General features: G+C 53.8%; 21 protein-coding genes. 6 read left to right on the top strand and 15 right to left on the bottom strand.

Annotated elements, in window-relative coordinates:
- The first annotated feature begins 225 nt into the window (after positions 1 to 225).
- Positions 226 to 780, top strand: coding sequence for a gamma carbonic anhydrase family protein (locus ABLX76_RS13000; RefSeq protein WP_044524944.1), 555 nt, complete (start codon positions 226 to 228; stop codon positions 778 to 780).
- On the opposite strand, the gene ABLX76_RS13005 is transcribed toward ABLX76_RS13000, so the two are convergent.
- From ABLX76_RS13005 to dprA, 6 genes are read right to left on the bottom strand one after another with little or no spacing between them, the layout of a single operon-like run.
- Positions 756 to 1,013 carry a DUF1488 domain-containing protein gene (locus ABLX76_RS13005; RefSeq protein WP_048298473.1) on the bottom strand — a complete coding sequence of 86 codons (258 nt, stop codon included), beginning with the start codon at positions 1,011 to 1,013 and terminating at the stop codon, positions 756 to 758. The genes ABLX76_RS13000 and ABLX76_RS13005 overlap by 25 nt on opposite strands.
- On the bottom strand, positions 1,010 to 1,828 hold the full coding sequence (gene aroE, locus ABLX76_RS13010; RefSeq protein ID WP_072421476.1) for a shikimate dehydrogenase: 819 nt from the start codon (positions 1,826 to 1,828) through the stop codon (positions 1,010 to 1,012). Before aroE ends, ABLX76_RS13005 begins: the two co-directional genes overlap by 4 nt.
- A gap of 3 nt (positions 1,829 to 1,831) precedes the next feature.
- A complete protein-coding gene (gene tsaC, locus ABLX76_RS13015) occupies positions 1,832 to 2,404 on the bottom strand; it encodes an L-threonylcarbamoyladenylate synthase type 1 TsaC (RefSeq protein ID WP_004206805.1) in 573 nt (190 codons plus the stop codon).
- A gap of 4 nt (positions 2,405 to 2,408) precedes the next feature.
- The gene (locus tag ABLX76_RS13020) at positions 2,409 to 2,951 is read right to left on the bottom strand and encodes a type I DNA topoisomerase (protein ID WP_023291168.1); all 543 of its coding nucleotides are present in this window, start codon (positions 2,949 to 2,951) and stop codon (positions 2,409 to 2,411) included.
- 26 nt (positions 2,952 to 2,977) lie between these two features.
- Complete coding sequence (gene smg, locus ABLX76_RS13025) at positions 2,978 to 3,451, bottom strand: DUF494 family protein Smg (protein ID WP_002919137.1); 474 nt, start codon at positions 3,449 to 3,451, stop codon at positions 2,978 to 2,980.
- Complete coding sequence (dprA, locus tag ABLX76_RS13030; RefSeq protein WP_348874637.1) at positions 3,423 to 4,547, bottom strand: DNA-protecting protein DprA; 1,125 nt, start codon at positions 4,545 to 4,547, stop codon at positions 3,423 to 3,425. Before dprA ends, smg begins: the two co-directional genes overlap by 29 nt.
- A 128-nt stretch (positions 4,548 to 4,675) precedes the next feature.
- On the opposite strand from dprA, the gene def reads away from it, so the two are divergent.
- The 5 genes from def (at position 4,676) to mscL (ending at position 9,438) form a co-directional block, all read left to right on the top strand.
- Positions 4,676 to 5,185, top strand: a complete 510-nt coding sequence (gene def, locus ABLX76_RS13035; protein WP_004206802.1) for a peptide deformylase — start codon at positions 4,676 to 4,678, stop codon at positions 5,183 to 5,185.
- A gap of 14 nt (positions 5,186 to 5,199) precedes the next feature.
- Positions 5,200 to 6,147: a methionyl-tRNA formyltransferase gene (gene fmt, locus ABLX76_RS13040; protein WP_017900611.1), complete on the top strand. Its 948-nt coding sequence runs from the start codon at positions 5,200 to 5,202 to the stop codon at positions 6,145 to 6,147.
- A gap of 52 nt (positions 6,148 to 6,199) precedes the next feature.
- Positions 6,200 to 7,495: a 16S rRNA (cytosine(967)-C(5))-methyltransferase RsmB gene (gene rsmB, locus ABLX76_RS13045; RefSeq protein WP_087849556.1), complete on the top strand. Its 1,296-nt coding sequence runs from the start codon at positions 6,200 to 6,202 to the stop codon at positions 7,493 to 7,495.
- A 13-nt stretch (positions 7,496 to 7,508) separates the two neighbouring features.
- Entirely contained in the window at positions 7,509 to 8,885 is a 1,377-nt protein-coding gene (gene trkA, locus ABLX76_RS13050) for a Trk system potassium transporter TrkA (RefSeq protein WP_002919153.1), read from the top strand.
- 139 nt (positions 8,886 to 9,024) lie between these two features.
- Positions 9,025 to 9,438, top strand: a complete 414-nt coding sequence (gene mscL / locus ABLX76_RS13055; RefSeq protein ID WP_004145325.1) for a large-conductance mechanosensitive channel protein MscL — start codon at positions 9,025 to 9,027, stop codon at positions 9,436 to 9,438.
- On the opposite strand, the gene ABLX76_RS13060 is transcribed toward mscL, so the two are convergent.
- The 9 genes from ABLX76_RS13060 to rpmJ form a co-directional block, all read right to left on the bottom strand.
- A complete protein-coding gene (locus ABLX76_RS13060; protein WP_023291171.1) occupies positions 9,374 to 9,652 on the bottom strand; it encodes a ribosome alternative rescue factor ArfA in 279 nt (92 codons plus the stop codon). The genes mscL and ABLX76_RS13060 overlap by 65 nt on opposite strands.
- A 57-nt stretch (positions 9,653 to 9,709) precedes the next feature.
- Positions 9,710 to 10,135 (bottom strand): Zn(2+)-responsive transcriptional regulator, encoded by a 426-nt coding sequence (gene zntR, locus ABLX76_RS13065; protein WP_023291172.1) that lies wholly within the window; start codon positions 10,133 to 10,135, stop codon positions 9,710 to 9,712.
- 2 nt (positions 10,136 to 10,137) lie between these two features.
- Positions 10,138 to 10,506 carry a DUF1992 domain-containing protein gene (locus ABLX76_RS13070; protein ID WP_065884003.1) on the bottom strand — a complete coding sequence of 123 codons (369 nt, stop codon included), beginning with the start codon at positions 10,504 to 10,506 and terminating at the stop codon, positions 10,138 to 10,140.
- Between the two features lie 108 nt (positions 10,507 to 10,614).
- Positions 10,615 to 11,001: a 50S ribosomal protein L17 gene (gene rplQ, locus ABLX76_RS13075; protein WP_002919206.1), complete on the bottom strand. Its 387-nt coding sequence runs from the start codon at positions 10,999 to 11,001 to the stop codon at positions 10,615 to 10,617.
- A gap of 40 nt (positions 11,002 to 11,041) precedes the next feature.
- The gene (gene rpoA / locus ABLX76_RS13080; RefSeq protein WP_002919219.1) at positions 11,042 to 12,031 is read right to left on the bottom strand and encodes a DNA-directed RNA polymerase subunit alpha; all 990 of its coding nucleotides are present in this window, start codon (positions 12,029 to 12,031) and stop codon (positions 11,042 to 11,044) included.
- A gap of 25 nt (positions 12,032 to 12,056) precedes the next feature.
- A complete protein-coding gene (rpsD, locus tag ABLX76_RS13085) occupies positions 12,057 to 12,677 on the bottom strand; it encodes a 30S ribosomal protein S4 (protein ID WP_002919224.1) in 621 nt (206 codons plus the stop codon).
- Between the two features lie 33 nt (positions 12,678 to 12,710).
- A complete protein-coding gene (gene rpsK / locus ABLX76_RS13090; RefSeq protein ID WP_002919257.1) occupies positions 12,711 to 13,100 on the bottom strand; it encodes a 30S ribosomal protein S11 in 390 nt (129 codons plus the stop codon).
- A 16-nt stretch (positions 13,101 to 13,116) separates the two neighbouring features.
- Positions 13,117 to 13,473 carry a 30S ribosomal protein S13 gene (gene rpsM, locus ABLX76_RS13095; protein ID WP_002919259.1) on the bottom strand — a complete coding sequence of 119 codons (357 nt, stop codon included), beginning with the start codon at positions 13,471 to 13,473 and terminating at the stop codon, positions 13,117 to 13,119.
- A gap of 146 nt (positions 13,474 to 13,619) precedes the next feature.
- Positions 13,620 to 13,736 carry a 50S ribosomal protein L36 gene (gene rpmJ, locus ABLX76_RS13100; protein WP_000868187.1) on the bottom strand — a complete coding sequence of 39 codons (117 nt, stop codon included), beginning with the start codon at positions 13,734 to 13,736 and terminating at the stop codon, positions 13,620 to 13,622.
- Between the last annotated feature and the right edge of the window lie 26 nt (positions 13,737 to 13,762).

Genomic DNA, 13,762 nt, shown 5'->3' on the forward strand with positions numbered 1-13,762 from the left:
CTGTTTGTGTGAAGTGATTCACATCTGCCGTGTCAGTGGGAGCGCATTATAGGGATCCCATTTTTTTGCACAAGCCTTTTTTCGATCTTTTTTTCTGAATGGTGATTTTTCACCCTTTTCGCCGTGTAATTGCGCGATTTGCTCAATTTTCACCGTATTCAGGGGTTGCAGAGCGAGATAAAAGCCACCAAAGTCTTCTTACGCTCCCGTATTTTTGAGGTCAACATGTCTGCTCACCTGCGTCCCTATAAAACATTTTTCCCGCAAATCGGTCTTCGCGTCATGATTGACGCATCCAGCGTCGTCATCGGTGATGTCAGAATTGCCGATGACGTCAGCGTCTGGCCTCTGGTCGCCATTCGCGGCGACGTCAATTTCGTGTCGATAGGTCAACGTAGCAATATTCAGGACGGCAGCGTTCTACACGTGACCCATAGATCCTCTTACAAGCCTGAGGGAAATCCACTGATCATTGGAGAGGATGTGACGGTTGGTCACAAAGTGATGCTGCACGGCTGCACTATCGGCAACCGCGTGCTGGTTGGTATGGGTTCGATCTTGTTAGATGGTGTCGTGGTTGGTGATGACGTCATGATTGGCGCGGGAAGTCTGGTGCCGCAGAATAAACAGCTTGAAAGCGGCTTCCTTTACTTTGGCAATCCGGTCAAACAGATCCGCCCCCTGACAGAGGCGGAGCGGGAAGGCCTAAAATATTCAGCAAATAACTATGTGAAATGGAAAGATGAATATCTGGATCAGGAGAGCCAGACCCAACCCTGAGCATCCTCCTGATTATCGCGGATCAATGCCTCAGCCTCTTCCTCAAGATCCCAACGATGTTCCCGGAATGCGGCCAGCCACTGCGCTGGCCCCTCTGCGCCAAAACGCTGCTGCAGGATCTGCCCTGAAATTACGCAGGTTAATTGCATCCCATTCACCAGCGCGGGAAAAACCACGCCCTGCCGTTCGGCATCCCATGATTCCCGATCGGGAAACTGAATCGCCTGATTCATGCATTCAGTTCCTGTTGCAGCTTTTCTATAACCGGGGTGATAGCCGGCAGGACGCCGTGCCATAGCAGAACAGCATGGGCGGCTTGCGCCACCAGCATTCCCAGCCCGTCAGCGCAGTGGGTTGCGCCATGCTGCTGGCACCACTGAAGAAATGGCGTCGCCCCTTTCTGGTAAAACATGTCATAGCAATACACGTCGGGGTTAACAACAGACGCCGGGATAGCCGGCACATCACCCTCTATCCCACTGGATGTTGCATTGACGATCAGATCGAAAGCTTCCCCGGCTAAGGTATCCATTTCCCGGGCGCTGACGCTACCGGTATGGGCGAAGAGCGTGGCTAACTCATGGGCGCGAGCATAGGTGCGATTGACGATCGTCACAGCGCACCCCAGCGACAGCAGCGGCAGCAGTACCCCACGCGATGCGCCACCGGCACCGATAAGCAGGATCCGCTGGCGTGGCTTAATGAATCCCAGACGCTCCAGATCGCTCAGAAGACCAATACCATCCGTGTTGTCGCCCAGCAAACGCCCATCTTCCAGACGTTTCAGGGTATTCACCGCTCCCGCCAGCGCAGCGCGTTCTGTCAGTTCATCCGCGCGCGCAAAGGCTTCTTCTTTGAAAGGAACGGTAACGTTGGCGCCCTTTCCTCCTTCCGCAAAAAACTGATTCAGAGAAGAGACAAAATCGTCCAGCGGCGCCAGCACACGTCCATAAGGATGGGTAATCCCTAACTGGCGGGCAAAAAGGTGGTGAATAGAAGGCGACTTACTGTGCGCAATCGGATTACCAAAAACAGCGTAGGTTTCCATGATTCACCCCTGGCGGAACAGTTCACCCGTCAGGGCATCACGTATTTCAGATGGATTTTGACGTCCGCCCGTAGCGCCATCCACGACCGGGAAGCTGTCACCAAACTGAGCACGGACCTCTGCGGTAGTGCGGCAAGGCGGTTGACCGGTGAGATTGGCGCTCGTCGAGACCAGCGGTTTTCCGTAGGCTTCGCACAATTCAATCACCAGCGGATGGTTGGTTACGCGTACGGCCAACGAATCAAAACGACCCGTCAGCCAGCGTGGCGTTTCAGGACGAGCCGGGAATACAAACGTCACCGGTCCTGGCCAGCAGGAAAAGATTGCTGCCCGCTGCGAGTCACTTAACCGAGAATCATCAATATAGGGCTTCAGCTGCTCAAAGCTAGCGGCGATAAGGATCAATCCCTTCTCAACAGGACGCTGCTTCAGCTCCAGCAGACGCATAACGGCCGTTTCGCTGTCAGGGTCGCAGCCGACGCCAAAAACAGCTTCCGTGGGATAGGCGATGACATGTTCATTATTCAGGACCGCCACGGCATGGGCGACGGCTTCTGAGGGCAGGTTATTGTTCACTGATTTATTCCGCCGGGATCGGCTTTCCACATTGTTTACTGGCACAGAAGCGTCTGAGACCCTGCGCCGTCTTCTTTTCTATTAACAGCGGGTAATGGCATTCAGGGCATTCGCCCGCCACCGGTTTAAAATTGATAACGAACTGGCAATCAGGATAGCGATCGCAGGAGTGAAAGGTTTTACCGAAACGGGAACGACGCTGGACCAGATGGCCTTGTCCGCACTGCGGGCAAGCAATAGCCGTCTCATCTGGTTTATCAATTAGCTCGGTATGTTCGCATTCCGGATAGCGGCTACAGCCAATGAACATCCCAAAACGCCCCTGGCGTAGCACCATAACCGCGCCGCACGATGGGCATGCTTGCCCCTCCAGCACCTTAACGACATGCCCGTCCGCCTGACTTTTCAGGGGACGGATATAGTCACAGTCCGGATAATGCGAACAGCCAAGAAACGGGCCATGTTTCCCGGAACGGATCACCAGTTCAGCCCCGCACTGCGGGCAGGGCTCATTTTTACGCACCGAAAACAGTGCTGATTTGGTCATAACAACTCGATGTTGCTGCAAAAAGATTAATGCAGCATACCTTCATTTACTTCGAAGAGTAATTCTTCCATTTGCTGATAGGCGTTTTCACAGCCCGGAATATTGAACAGTACCATCAGGATGACCCATTTCAGGTCCTCCAGCTCAAATTCTGCCGTATCCAGCGCCAGTACGCGCTCTATCACCATTTCTCGCGTTTCGAGGTTCAACACCTGAATCTGCTCGAGGAAGAGTAAAAATCCCCGGCAACTGGCATCCAGACGCTGGCACTCCTCTTCGGTATATACCCGAAGCGACAGTGGGTCGGAAGCGAGCTGCATGGGTTCAACGAGACCTTCCTGATAATCAGCCAGTTTCTCGAGCCACATTAACGCGTTATAGATATCTTCCCGCTCAAAACCTGCGTCGGTAAGATCCCGCGTCAGTTTGTCCTGATCCACGCGCATTTCTGCTTCGCTATGGATGTAAGTTTCAAACAAATACATGAGTACGTCGAACATGGCTTGCCCTCCTTAATCGGACATAGCCGCCGGGTACAGCTGCGATCCAGCCTGCTAACTCCAGTTCAAGTAGCTGAGCTACGGTTACTGGCACAGATTGGCCGGCACGTTCAGCGACAACGTCAACAGGTGTTACCTCATCTCCTACGTTAGCCAGGAGCTCCGGAAATGGCAATGCTACAGACGACTGATCGGCGCAATTATTTATCGAATCAGACGTATCAGTTAGCCAGGTCAGCTCGTTGTGCCAGTATTCCACAATATCCTCTGGCGAGGTCACCGGCACCGCGCCTTGCTTAATTAACCAGTGTGGGCCTTCCGATCCCGGATTGCCTATCGGCCCAGGCAGGGCAAACACATCCCTTCCCTGCTCCAGAGCACAGCGGACGGTAACCAGCGAGCCGCTTCGCAATGCCGCCTCAACCACCAACACGCCCAGGCTCAGGCCGCTGATAATCCGGTTGCGCCTGGGGAAATGCGCGGGAAGCGGCGGCGTTATTAGTGGAAATTCAGACACCAGCGCACCGCCATTATCGATGATCTGCTGGGCGAGGCTTGCATGGCGCCGCGGATAAACCTTACCCAGTCCGTTGCCCAGTACCGCGATGGTTTTGCCCTCGGCCGCGAGCGCGCCGCGATGCGCTACGCCATCAATGCCTAACGCCAGCCCACTGGTGATAGTCATTCCTTTACGCGCCAACGTTTCGCTGAACAGCTTCCCCCAGCGAGCGCCATACCAGGAATGCAGGCGACTACCAATAACGGCAAGCTGCGCGCTGTGAAGCAGAGCGGGATCGCCGCTGACCAACAACGCACCGGGGTAATCAGCGATGGCCCTTAGCCGAAACGGAAAGCGCGGATCGTCGGCCCGTAACAGATGATGTTCCGGGTTCTCCAGCCAGCGCCGCGTCTCATCAAGCTCACGCCCGTCAAGCCGAAAAAATAACGTTGCTTGCGCCGCGGACATCCCGACAGCATGCAGCGCTTCACGATCAACGCTGGCGACTGCGCATAAGCGCTGTGCGATCTTCAGCATTCTGTCGCCATACAAGTTACTGACCTTCATCAGCCGCAGCCAAATCTCGTCGGGCGTCATCCTTATCCCCTGCCATAAGCGGTATTGACAATCTTTGCGATTGGACAGTGAGACTGTCAATTGCAGGGTGTTTTGTCTAGAATAGAGCTAATAATCTTATCAACTCCTGAATACGACTCTGGAACTTTATGGCAGTTTTGCAAGTGTTACATATTCCGGACGAGCGCCTTCGCAAAGTCGCCGAGCCGGTCAAAGAAGTGAATGCGGAAATTCAGCGTATCGTCGATGATATGTTCGACACCATGTACGCTGAGGAGGGCATTGGTCTGGCCGCGACCCAGGTCGATATCCATCAGCGCATTATCGTTATTGATGTGTCGGAAAATCGTGAAGAGCAGCTGGTGTTAATCAACCCGGAGCTGCTGGAAAAAGATGGCGAAACGGGCATCGAAGAAGGCTGCCTGTCGATTCCGGAACAGCGCGCCCTGGTGCCGCGTGCGGAAAAAGTGAAGATCCGAGCGCTGGATCGCGACGGTAAGCCATTTGAACTGGAGGCCGATGGCCTGCTGGCTATCTGTATTCAGCATGAGATGGATCATCTGGTCGGCAAACTGTTTATTGATTATCTGTCACCGCTCAAACAACAGCGCATTCGTCAGAAGGTTGAGAAACTGGATCGTTTACGTTCCCGTGCCTGATAACAAGGAATACCGTGTCACAATCACTACGTATCATTTTCGCCGGCACCCCCGATTTTGCAGCGCGTCATCTTGACGCGCTGTTGTCGTCTGAACATCAGGTTGTTGGCGTATTCACTCAGCCAGACCGTCCTGCTGGCCGCGGCAAAAAATTGATGCCGAGCCCGGTAAAGGTGCTGGCTGAAGCCCATAACTTACCTGTATTCCAGCCATCTTCCCTGCGTCCGCAGGACAACCAACAATTAGTCGCCGATCTCGGCGCCGATATCATGGTGGTGGTGGCGTACGGTTTGATTCTCCCGAAAGCGGTGCTGGAGATGCCCCGTCTGGGCTGCATCAACGTTCACGGCTCCCTGCTACCGCGCTGGCGTGGCGCAGCGCCGATCCAGCGTTCGCTGTGGGCGGGGGATAGCGAAACAGGCGTAACCATCATGCAGATGGACGTCGGCCTTGATACGGGTGATATGCTGTATAAGCTTTCCTGCCCCATTACCGCAGAGGATACCAGCGGCAGCCTGTACGATAAGCTGGCCGAGCTCGGCCCTCAAGGTCTGCTGGCAACCTTAGCCCAGCTGGCCAACGGCACCGCACAGCCTGAAGTACAGGATGAATCGCTGGTGTGCCACGCCGAGAAGCTGAGTAAAGAAGAAGCTCGCATCGACTGGTCGCTTTCTGCCGCACAGCTGGAGCGCTGCATCCGCGCCTTTAATCCGTGGCCAATGAGTTGGCTGGAAATTGACGGGCAGCCGCTAAAAGTGTGGCGGGCATCGGTCATTGCCGAAGCTGCGCATGCCGAACCGGGTACTATCGTGGCAGCAACCAAACAGGGTATCCAGGTCGCCACGGGCGATGGGATCCTCAGTCTGGAGTCGCTACAGCCTGCGGGTAAAAAAGCGATGAGCGCCCAGGATTTACTCAATTCCCGCCGGGAGTGGTTTACTCCTGGCACCCGTCTCGCCTGACGGTCGTCTCTTCTGAAGCCCGGGTTCGCCGGGCATTTTTATTTTTGCGCTTATGAAAAAGAATATAAATTTACGCAGCCTGGCCGCCCAGGCTATCGAGCAAGTCGTTGAAAAAGGTCAGTCTTTAAGCAACGTCCTGCCCCCTCTACAGCAAAAAGTCAGCGATAAAGACAAAGCGCTGCTGCAGGAGCTGTGTTTTGGCGTACTGCGTACGCTCAGCCAGCTGGAGTGGCTTATCAGCAAGCTGATGGCGCGTCCGATGACCGGCAAACAGCGCACCGTGCACTTTCTGATTATGGTTGGGCTCTATCAGTTACTCTACACCCGCATCCCTCCGCACGCCGCGCTGGCTGAAACGGTAGAAGGCGCGGTGGCGATTAAGCGCCCGCAGCTTAAAGGGCTGATCAATGGGGTGTTACGCCAGTTTCAGCGCCAGCAGGAAGAGCTACTGGCAGAATTCGCCGGGCAGGAAAACCGCTACCTTCATCCCAAATGGCTGCTGAAGCGTCTGCAGCAGGCCTGGCCGCAACAATGGCAGGAGATCGTCGATGCGAACAACCAGCGCCCGCCGATGTGGCTGCGCGTTAACCGCAACCATCATTCCCGAGACGAATGGCTTGCTCTGCTTAAAGAGGCCGGCTTAGAGGGCTTCACCCACCCTGACTATCCCGACGCCGTGCGTCTGGCCACCCCTGCCCCGGTCCATGCGTTGCCGGGTTTTGCCGAAGGATGGGTAACCGTTCAGGATGCCTCGGCCCAGGGCTGCATGCGCTATCTGCAGCCGGAAAACGGCGAGCGCATTCTCGATCTCTGCGCCGCGCCGGGCGGCAAGACGACGCATATTCTGGAAGTCGCTCCCCAGGCTGAGGTCATGGCGGTGGACATTGATGAACAGCGTCTTTCCCGCGTCTATGACAACCTGAAACGGCTGGGCATGAAAGCCGAAGTCAAACAGGGCGATGGTCGCTTCCCTGAGCAGTGGTGTGGCGGCGAGCAGTTCGATCGTATTCTGCTGGATGCCCCCTGTTCCGCCACCGGCGTTATCCGCCGCCACCCGGATATCAAATGGCTGCGCCGGGATCGGGATATCGGCGATTTAGCCCAGCTGCAGGCCGAGATCCTCAATGCCATCTGGGGGCATCTGAAGCCAGGCGGCACGTTGGTTTACGCTACCTGTTCTATTCTGCCGGAAGAGAATAGTCAGCAAATTGCCGCGTTCCTCGCGCGGACCCCGGATGCAGAGCTTCACGCAACCGGTACGCCGGCAAGCCCGGGACAGCAAAATCTGCCGGGTGCGGAAGAAGGCGATGGCTTCTTTTACGCTAAGCTAATCAAACGTCGGAACTAATGGATCACTGCAGATGAAGATTATTATTCTGGGCGCCGGCCAGGTCGGCGGCACGCTGGCGGAGAACCTCGTCGGCGAGAACAATGATATTACGCTGGTTGATACCAATGGCGACCGTCTGCGCAGCCTGCAGGATAAGTTCGACCTGCGTGTCGTCCAGGGGCACGGTTCTCATCCCCGCGTACTGCGCGAGGCAGGAGCCGATGATGCCGATATGCTGGTGGCGGTCACCAGTTCGGATGAAACCAACATGGTGGCCTGTCAGGTCGCCTATTCATTATTCAATACGCCAAACCGTATAGCCCGTATTCGTGCGCCTGATTACGTCCGCGATGCGGAAAAGCTCTTCAATTCTGAAGCTGTGCCCATCGATCACTTAATCGCTCCGGAACAGCTGGTCATCGACAATATTCATCGCCTGATAGAATATCCCGGCGCGCTGCAGGTCGTGAACTTCGCCGAAGGTAAAGTCAGCCTCGCCGTGGTGAAAGCCTATTACGGTGGTCCGCTGGTGGGGAATGCGTTGTCCACCATGCGTGAGCATATGCCGCATATCGATACGCGCGTGGCCGCCATTTTCCGCCACGATCGCCCCATCCGCCCACAGGGTTCGACGATTGTCGAGGCCGGCGATGAAGTCTTCTTTATTGCCGCCTCGCAGCATATTCGTGCGGTCATGAGCGAACTCCAGCGTCTGGAGAAACCTTACAAACGCATCATGTTGGTCGGCGGCGGCAATATTGGCGCGGGCCTGGCTCATAAGCTGGAAAAAGACTACAGTGTTAAGCTTATCGAGCGCAATCAGCAGCGAGCCGCTGAGCTGGCAGAAAAACTGCAGCATACTATCGTCTTCTATGGTGATGCATCGGATCAGGAGCTGCTGGCCGAAGAGCATATTGACCAGGTGGACCTGTTTATTGCCGTCACTAACGATGACGAAGCAAACATCATGTCTGCGATGCTGGCCAAGCGAATGGGGGCCAAAAAAGTCATGGTGCTGATCCAGCGCAGAGCCTATGTGGATCTGGTTCAGGGTAGCGTCATTGATATCGCGATATCGCCTCAGCAGGCCACGATTTCCGCCCTCCTCAGCCATGTCCGTAAAGCCGATATTGTCGGCGTCTCCTCCCTGCGCCGCGGCGTTGCGGAAGCGATCGAAGCAGTGGCACACGGCGATGAGAGCACCTCGCGGGTGGTCGGGCGGTCGATCGATGAGATCAAACTTCCGCCAGGCACGATCATTGGCGCCGTCGTGCGCGGGAATGACGTAATGATCGCCAATAATAATCTGCGGATCGAGCAGGGCGATCATGTGATCATGTTTTTGACTGATAAAAAGTTTATTTCCGATGTAGAAAGGCTGTTCCAGCCAAGCCCCTTCTTCCTGTAATTCCCAGGGCGTCGAACAGGCGCCTTTTATTATCCCTTATTATTCAAAGGTTAATATTTTCCTGTAACGCTCTACGGGGAATGGCAAATGAAAATACATTTGTTAAACTTACAACGTCAGCTGGCTCAAGGAGAATAAAATGAGTTTTTTAAAAGAGTTTCGCGAATTCGCGATGCGCGGGAACGTTGTCGATTTGGCAGTGGGTGTGATCATCGGTGCAGCATTCGGTAAAATTGTTTCGTCGCTGGTCGCGGATATTATTATGCCGCCGCTCGGCCTGTTGATTGGCGGGATCGATTTTAAACAGTTTGCCGTCACGCTGCGCGATGCCCAGGGTGATGTACCGGCAGTGGTGATGCACTATGGGGTGTTTATTCAGAACGTTTTCGATTTCATCATCGTCGCATTTGCCATTTTCATGGCGATTAAACTGATGAATAAGTTAAATCGTAAGAAAGAAGAGGCTCCGGCGGCACCGCCAGCGCCCTCTAAAGAAGAAGTCCTGCTGAGCGAAATTCGCGATCTGCTGAAAGAACAAAACAACCGTTCTTAATCAGCAGTGAAAGCAGAAGGCCAGTGGTAAAAAAGCGATTCGCTTGCTTGCCACTGGCCTCCCGGTCATTCCTTGCTGCATGTTTATCTTTACGTTGATAGCTTCCTTTCCCTTTCTTATTCTTCTCTACGCGCTGCCTGAATAATGGATCGTGGAGAAGTGCCTCAATGGCGTTATCTTTAATTTGTCCTTTGGTATGCTGATAGCGACTCATAGTAACTCCAGTGGATGTGTGAATTCCGCGCGAGTGTAGATCCGCGCGCACAAAAAATCAACGCCCGGTATTGCCGTTGCTGGCGCCTTGCTCAAGGGCCTCGAGGATCGAACAGTAAACACTGCTGTGAGCTGTGCCGCAGCAGGCATCATTGAGCCGTTGCAGAGAGCGACGCATCGTTTGTAGCTCGTTGATCCGCGCCTCAACTTCGCTTAATCGCGCCTGAACGATCCCTTTCGACTCCTGACAGGTGTGATGCTCCGGATCGATACGGATCGACAATAATTCGCGGATCGCTTCCAGAGTAAAGCCCAGCTGACGGGCATAGCGAATAAAGCGCAAACGCTGTAGATCGTTATCCGAGTAAAGACGAAATCCCCCCTCAGTGCGCACGTCATGATCCATCATTTGCTGTTTTTCATAATAACGGATGGTATCTGGCGTCACATCAGCCAGTTTTGCCAGCTCACCAATACGATACATATTCACTCCTGATTAATTTTGTGCAGCAACGCATCGGCGTACTCACCGCGTAAAAAGTCGGTGTTCAGTCCTGCCTGACGCAGCTTAAGCTCGAGCAGAGCGAGGCGCTTGCTGAGTTCGGCATGCCGCGGGTCGTCCTGACGGACCCCCTTCAGCAAGTCTGCCAGAGCCACCGCTTCTTTGCGCTGCTCCAGCTCCGGGGGAAGACACCCTGCATTCTTCAGAAGGCGATAGCCTGCCCGCAGCTCGGTCGGTACATGCGAATCGTCATCGAGCGTTAGCGGCACGCCGCTACCGGGTAAATTATCGAACTCGCCTTTGGTTTGGGCATCGAGGATATGGCGTTCTGCCCACTGATCCAGTAACCACATTCTACGGCTCCGGGGGATGAACAAAAAGAGTACAGATATTGTAGTGAAGTGGGGATGGGGTAGATATAAAAAAACCCGCCGGGGCGGGTTTTTTTACGTTACTACAGATTACTCTGCAGCAGCTTCTGCTTTCGGCTCAGCACGATCAACCAGCTCGATGTATGCCATCGGCGCGTTGTCGCCTGCACGGAAGCCACACTTCAGAATGCGAGTGTAACCACCGGCGCGGCTCGCGAAACGCGGGCCCAGCTCGTTAAACAGTTTTGCCACGATCTCGTTATCACGAGTACGGGCGAATGCCAGACGACGATTAGCAACGCTATCAGTCTTGGCAAGAGTAATCAGCGGCTCAACTACGCGACGCAGTTCTTTCGCTTTCGGCAGGGTCGTCTTGATGATTTCATGACGAACCAGCGAACCTGCCATGTTACGGAACATAGCCTGGCGATGGCTGCTGTTGCGGTTCAGTTGACGACCACTCTTACGATGGCGCATGACCTTATCCTTCTCAGTAAAACCTTAACCTGTGATCCGGTTACTCGTCAGCAATGCTTGCTGGTGGCCAGTTTTCCAGGCGCATGCCCAGAGACAGTCCACGGGAAGCCAGCACGTCTTTAATCTCAGTAAGAGATTTTTTACCCAGGTTCGGCGTTTTCAGCAACTCAACCTCGGTACGCTGTACCAGATCACCGATATAGTGGATAGCTTCTGCCTTGAGGCAGTTAGCAGAGCGGACAGTCAATTCCAGATCGTCAACAGGGCGCAGCAGGATCGGATCGAATTCTGGTTTCTCTTCTTTCACTTCTGGCTGACGTACATCACGTAAGTCAACAAAAGCTTCCAGTTGTTCAGCCAGGATGGTTGCCGCACGACGAATCGCCTCTTCAGGATCGATTGTGCCGTTGGTTTCCATTTCGATGACCAGCTTGTCCAGGTCGGTACGCTGTTCTACACGCGCAGCTTCAACATTGTAGGCAATACGCTCTACAGGGCTGTAGCAGGCGTCGACCAGCAGACGGCCGATTGGGCGCTCATCTTCTTCCGAATGAATTCGGGCAGAAGCCGGCACATAACCGCGACCGCGCTGAACTTTGATACGCATGCTGATAGCAGCGTTCTCATCAGTCAGGTGGCAAATCACGTGCTGCGGCTTGACGATTTCGACATCACCGTCGTGGGTAATGTCGGCTGCGGTCACAGGGCCAATGCCAGATTTATTCAAAGTAAGGATGACTTCATCTTTACCCTGAACTCTCACCGCCAGCCCTTTCAGGTTGAGCAGGATTTCAAGGATGTCTTCCTGAACGCCTTCTTTGGTGCTGTACTCGTGCAGTACACCATCAATCTCAACCTCGGTCACCGCGCAACCCGGCATCGATGAGAGCAGAATACGGCGCAGTGCGTTACCCAGAGTATGGCCGAAGCCACGCTCTAAAGGCTCAAGGGTCACCTTGGCGTGCGTCGAACTCACTTGCTCGATATCGACCAGGCGCGGTTTTAGAAACTCTGTCACAGAACCCTGCATTGTGTCCTCTCTTTGGTACTAAGCTTTACTTGGAGTAAAGCTCGACGATCAGGTGTTCGTTAATGTCCGCAGACAGATCAGAACGCTCCGGCTGACGCTTGAACGTACCTTCCATCTTGCCAGCATCAACTTCCAGCCAGGTTGGCTTTTCACGCTGCTCAGCCAGCTCCAGAGCGGCTTTCACGCGAGATTGCTTTTTCGCTTTCTCACGAATGCTGACAACGTCATTCGCTTTAACCTGATAAGAAGCGATGTTAACAACACGACCGTTTACCATAATCGCTTTGTGGCTAACCAGCTGGCGTGCTTCAGCACGAGTGGCGCCGAAGCCCATACGGTATACAACGTTGTCCAGACGACCTTCCAGCAGAGCCAACAGGTTTTCACCGGTGTTGCCTTTCAGACGTGCTGCTTCTTTATAGTAGTTACGGAACTGACGCTCCAGCACACCGTACATACGGCGAACTTTTTGCTTTTCACGCAACTGCACACCATAGTCAGACAGACGCGGCTTACGCGCACCGTGCTGGCCAGGAGCTTGTTCAATTTTACACTTGGTATCGATCGCGCGAACGCCAGACTTAAGGAATAAGTCGGTGCCCTCACGACGGCTCAGCTTGAGCTTAGGACCCAAATATCTTGCCATTTTCTTTCTCCAACTAACCTGGAAAACGCAGCGTTATACGCGACGTTTTTTCGGCGGACGACAACCGTTATGAGGGATCGGAGTCACATCAGTAATATTAGTGATGCGGAAACCAGCGGCGTTCAGTGCACGAATGGTAGATTCGCGACCCGGACCCGGACCTTTGACCATAACTTCCAGATTCTTGATGCCGTATTCTTTTACGGCTTCTGCGCAACGCTCTGCTGCAACCTGAGCTGCGAACGGAGTGGATTTGCGAGAACCACGGAAACCGGAACCACCGGCTGTTGCCCAACCCAGTGCGTTACCCTGACGATCAGTAATGGTAACGATGGTGTTGTTAAAAGAAGCATGGATATGAGCCACGCCGTCAGAGACTTGTTTTCTTACACGCTTACGTGCACGAATTGGTGCCTTTGCCATTATTCAATCACCCCGATTATTTCTTGATCGGTTTACGCGGACCCTTACGGGTACGTGCGTTGGTCTTGGTACGCTGACCGCGAACCGGGAGACCACGACGATGACGCAAACCACGGTAGCAACCAAGGTCCATCAGACGCTTGATGCTCAGGGTGATTTCACGGCGCAGATCACCTTCAACGACAAATTTACCTACTGCTTCACGCAGAATATCAATTTGTTCTTCAGACAGCTCACTGATCTTAACATTTTCAGCGATGCCCGTTTCAGCGCAGATGGCTTTAGAACGGGTTTTGCCGATACCGAAAATAGCGGTTAAAGCGATTACGGTATGTTTGTGATCAGGAATGTTAATGCCTGCTATACGGGCCACTATGCACTCCTACTATTTAATATGTACGCACCATGCTGAAAAGCCCGTTTTCAGGATACTCAAATGGAAACGTACAGACATACAAAAGATTGGCTGGCTAATCTAGCCAGCTCAATCCAACTTTGCAAGAAAAATATGCGAAAAAATCAGCCTTGGCGCTGTTTATGCTTCGGCTCGGCACTGCAAATCACACGGATGACGCCATCACGCTTAACGATTTTGCAGTTACGGCATAATTTCTTGACGGAAGCACGAACTTTCATTTTTACTCTCCGTAACTTCTCGGGCG

This window comes from Klebsiella sp. JB_Kp004 (assembly GCF_040065795.1).
In the GTDB taxonomy this organism is placed as follows: Bacteria; Pseudomonadota; Gammaproteobacteria; order Enterobacterales; family Enterobacteriaceae; genus Klebsiella; species Klebsiella quasipneumoniae.

Excerpts from the sequence above, each read along its gene's own strand:
- ABLX76_RS13000 (WP_044524944.1), top strand. The coding sequence starts at position 226 with ATGTCTGCTCACCTGCGTCCCTATAAAACATTTTTCCCGCAAATCGGT.
- ABLX76_RS13005 (WP_048298473.1), bottom strand. The coding sequence starts at position 1,013 with ATGAATCAGGCGATTCAGTTTCCCGATCGGGAATCATGGGATGCCGAA.
- aroE (WP_072421476.1), bottom strand. The coding sequence starts at position 1,828 with ATGGAAACCTACGCTGTTTTTGGTAATCCGATTGCGCACAGTAAGTCG.
- ABLX76_RS13020 (WP_023291168.1), bottom strand. The coding sequence starts at position 2,951 with ATGACCAAATCAGCACTGTTTTCGGTGCGTAAAAATGAGCCCTGCCCG.
- smg (WP_002919137.1), bottom strand. The coding sequence starts at position 3,451 with ATGTTCGACGTACTCATGTATTTGTTTGAAACTTACATCCATAGCGAA.
- dprA (WP_348874637.1), bottom strand. The coding sequence starts at position 4,547 with ATGACGCCCGACGAGATTTGGCTGCGGCTGATGAAGGTCAGTAACTTG.
- def (WP_004206802.1), top strand. The coding sequence starts at position 4,676 with ATGGCAGTTTTGCAAGTGTTACATATTCCGGACGAGCGCCTTCGCAAA.
- rsmB (WP_087849556.1), top strand. The coding sequence starts at position 6,200 with ATGAAAAAGAATATAAATTTACGCAGCCTGGCCGCCCAGGCTATCGAG.
- trkA (WP_002919153.1), top strand. The coding sequence starts at position 7,509 with ATGAAGATTATTATTCTGGGCGCCGGCCAGGTCGGCGGCACGCTGGCG.
- mscL (WP_004145325.1), top strand. The coding sequence starts at position 9,025 with ATGAGTTTTTTAAAAGAGTTTCGCGAATTCGCGATGCGCGGGAACGTT.
- ABLX76_RS13060 (WP_023291171.1), bottom strand. The coding sequence starts at position 9,652 with ATGAGTCGCTATCAGCATACCAAAGGACAAATTAAAGATAACGCCATT.
- zntR (WP_023291172.1), bottom strand. The coding sequence starts at position 10,135 with ATGTATCGTATTGGTGAGCTGGCAAAACTGGCTGATGTGACGCCAGAT.
- ABLX76_RS13070 (WP_065884003.1), bottom strand. The coding sequence starts at position 10,506 with ATGTGGTTACTGGATCAGTGGGCAGAACGCCATATCCTCGATGCCCAA.
- rplQ (WP_002919206.1), bottom strand. The coding sequence starts at position 11,001 with ATGCGCCATCGTAAGAGTGGTCGTCAACTGAACCGCAACAGCAGCCAT.
- rpoA (WP_002919219.1), bottom strand. The coding sequence starts at position 12,031 with ATGCAGGGTTCTGTGACAGAGTTTCTAAAACCGCGCCTGGTCGATATC.
- rpsD (WP_002919224.1), bottom strand. The coding sequence starts at position 12,677 with ATGGCAAGATATTTGGGTCCTAAGCTCAAGCTGAGCCGTCGTGAGGGC.
- rpsK (WP_002919257.1), bottom strand. The coding sequence starts at position 13,100 with ATGGCAAAGGCACCAATTCGTGCACGTAAGCGTGTAAGAAAACAAGTC.
- rpmJ (WP_000868187.1), bottom strand. The coding sequence starts at position 13,736 with ATGAAAGTTCGTGCTTCCGTCAAGAAATTATGCCGTAACTGCAAAATC.